Origin of the sequence: Maribacter algarum (ex Zhang et al. 2020), assembly GCF_005885635.1 — a bacterium.
In the GTDB taxonomy this organism is placed as follows: domain Bacteria; phylum Bacteroidota; class Bacteroidia; order Flavobacteriales; family Flavobacteriaceae; genus Maribacter_C; species Maribacter_C algarum.
Map to the genome: position 1 here is coordinate 1 of NZ_VATY01000011.1, position 2,618 is coordinate 2,618.

General features: G+C 35.0%; 1 protein-coding gene. It reads right to left on the reverse strand.

Translation table 11 applies throughout. The annotated features are described in order from the left end of the window. Nucleotides 1-623: 623 nt before the first annotated feature. Nucleotides 624-2,282, reverse strand: coding sequence for a carboxypeptidase-like regulatory domain-containing protein (locus tag FEE95_RS21930; protein WP_138660191.1), 1,659 nt, complete (start codon nt 2,280-2,282; stop codon nt 624-626). Nucleotides 2,283-2,618: the final 336 nt, after the last annotated feature.

Below are 2,618 nucleotides of genomic sequence, written 5' to 3' on the forward strand. Positions count from 1 at the left end.
TGTCCAAGTCATAAACAATTAGTTGTCTTGAATATGTTTCAACAGAATTCTTTTTTTTTGATTGAGAACAACCGATTAAGAATGCAAATCCTAAATATAGTAGTTTTTTCAAATGTGTTACAACGGTGCGGCTATGGCAAGTAGGGCAGGCAAGGAAACTTTTCGTTTCCGTCTGGTCTGCTAGCCAAAGCTTTTTGTTTTGTAATTATATTTTTCTTTTTTAATTGCCAAATCCAAAAGATTTGGCGGACTTAGTATATAAGACCAAGCCTTTAAATATAGCACTTTATGCCCTATTTGCTATAGCCATTGTTGTCATTAGTAGCGACCCACAAGGGTAATCACGCACGATTATGTTATCTTCTCCCTAGATTGCTAAGTTTCAGCCACACCGATTGTATTTCGATTGCCTTCAACCGCAAACTTTTTACGTCCCTAAATTCCGCCTGAGTAAAGTCCATTGCACAAATTTATTAAAGAGTTTACCTGGATAATAGTTGAGATAGAGTGAAGTCTACTCTTAAAAAAATAAGGTTTTAAATAAGTAGCGAATCTATTTGATGAGCTTTTTTTGCTAAAAACTAGATAGCTTAATTTATGATATCCCTATATGAGTTTCTAAATTAATTATTGTTTGAAGTGCCTTTAGTTTTTATATTTTGAAGAGGCGTATTCATCCAATAATCATCGAAATTGTCTGGGCGAACAACTGGCTGATCTTCGAAAATGGGTTTTCTTTTGTTCATAAATTTGCCCTGAGCAGGCAAATGGGTATTGGGTTTTACCTGTTGTACGAAGTACTCTCGAAATTGGTTATAGTCACGTTTCTCCCATTTGTTAAGTACGTTACCATCTATATCATGAATCGGTTCGACGTCTACTGAAAGTATTTTGTTAAGAGCAATCGGATTCTTTTCATTTTCAGCAAGCTGTACTAACATTTCATTTCTCTCTTTTTGAGCCATATCAGGAAAAAGTGACACAATATTTTTAAAAACCACTACTTTATTTATTTTCAGTCTTTTACCATTAAATCGGACCCGATAGTTTTCAGGTTTTACCGCCTCTTCTTCTCTGGGCGTTCTATTATACAGAACTTTAATGGAGCCATTTTTCAGCACCACATTCTCTTCATATTTTAAATCTATAAGTATATCATCTATTTTAAATTTAGGAGGCTCCCACAAAATGAAACTGTTTTGAAACGAAATATAATTTAGATACATCTTATTTTTGTTTCGACGGTATTCGGAAATCACCTCGAACAAAAGCGTCCCCCTGCCCTTATGTCGATTCAATGTACCTTTTGATGTACGTTTTCTCTCATCGTAAACGACATACTCCATTTTATGAATGGCGAAATCACCGTGTGAAATATATAACACCCCGAAGGCACTGTTCTTAGGGGATCCAGTACGAAAATTAGGGTATTTCTTGCGAAATGTTATGGCATAGACTGCCTCACCGTTTATGTAGGTACTATTGTCCCTAGAAAAAATATGGTTTCGCAATAGGTCAATATCAAAACGGTTTACAAATGAGTATGAGTTCACATTAAAATTCCGTATTGCATCATGCACCCTCAATATTGAAAACTCGTTTCCCCCATATTTTTGGAGAAACGCATTGTCGACTATTTTTCGCGAGCGTTTATAATCGTATGGATCGTCTGAAAGTGTATCACGTTCGAAATCCAAGTTTTTTTTATAATCATAAATCTGCACCAATGTGGTTGTCGTATCTATTTTACCAAAACCCGAGTCAAAAACTTCAAGAATTGCCTCGTTCAAATTAACATATTCATTTGCCTTCAATTGATAGTCTCGATAATAACCAACGGTTGAAAACAAATTTTGCGGATAATTTTTAGGAATATTCGCGATAGCCCTCTGCACAATTTGCATAGCGGAAAGTCTTCGTTTTTTCTCTCCTCTTACGATTGTCTCTTCTAGTTCAAAAAGTGCAGGTAGCAGTCTAACATTGTTCAACTCATAGACCGAAAGATTATGAATCAAGATCTCTTTTGTTTGATATCCCATAGAGGATATCTCGATGATATCACCGTATTCTTTATACTTTAAAGGAATTTTGAAACTTCCATCCGTATTCGAAATAATGCCTAAAGCTTGATTCTTTATTCGAATACTGGCAAAGGCAATAGGTTCTTGCGTTTTGGAATCTATTAGCTCACCAATGATATATTCAGGTTGTTGTGATAACACTGAATTTGATACTAGAAATAGTAAAAGAAAAAGCAAATGGGTTGGCAATCTTTTTCGCATGGCTAGAAAGTTTTTATTATTATGTACTTTTTCCTATTCTAAGCAAAATTTAAAGGATGTTGCAATCTCTTTAAAATACGCAAACCTGCCAAGATAGTCCAATATTTTTTTAAGTACGATTTTCAATTCTTGCGGAAACTTTCGATTGAATACCAAAAAAATACCGCTTTTAGCCAGTCCTGCTCGATTTTTTTTGGGCTATTAATGACAACGGTTCGGCTATGATTAGTTGCGGAAATGTCCGTAGGATATTTCCAGCGTACTAGCTAAGTTAATGATAATTGCGAAAGATTTTCCGTGAGGAAAATCCATAGCAATTAATTCATAGGCTTTGTT

What these genes read in the sequence shown, in the direction of transcription:
- FEE95_RS21930 (WP_138660191.1), bottom strand. Translation starts at nt 2,282, where the DNA reads ATGCGAAAAAGATTGCCAACCCATTTGCTTTTTCTTTTACTATTTCTA.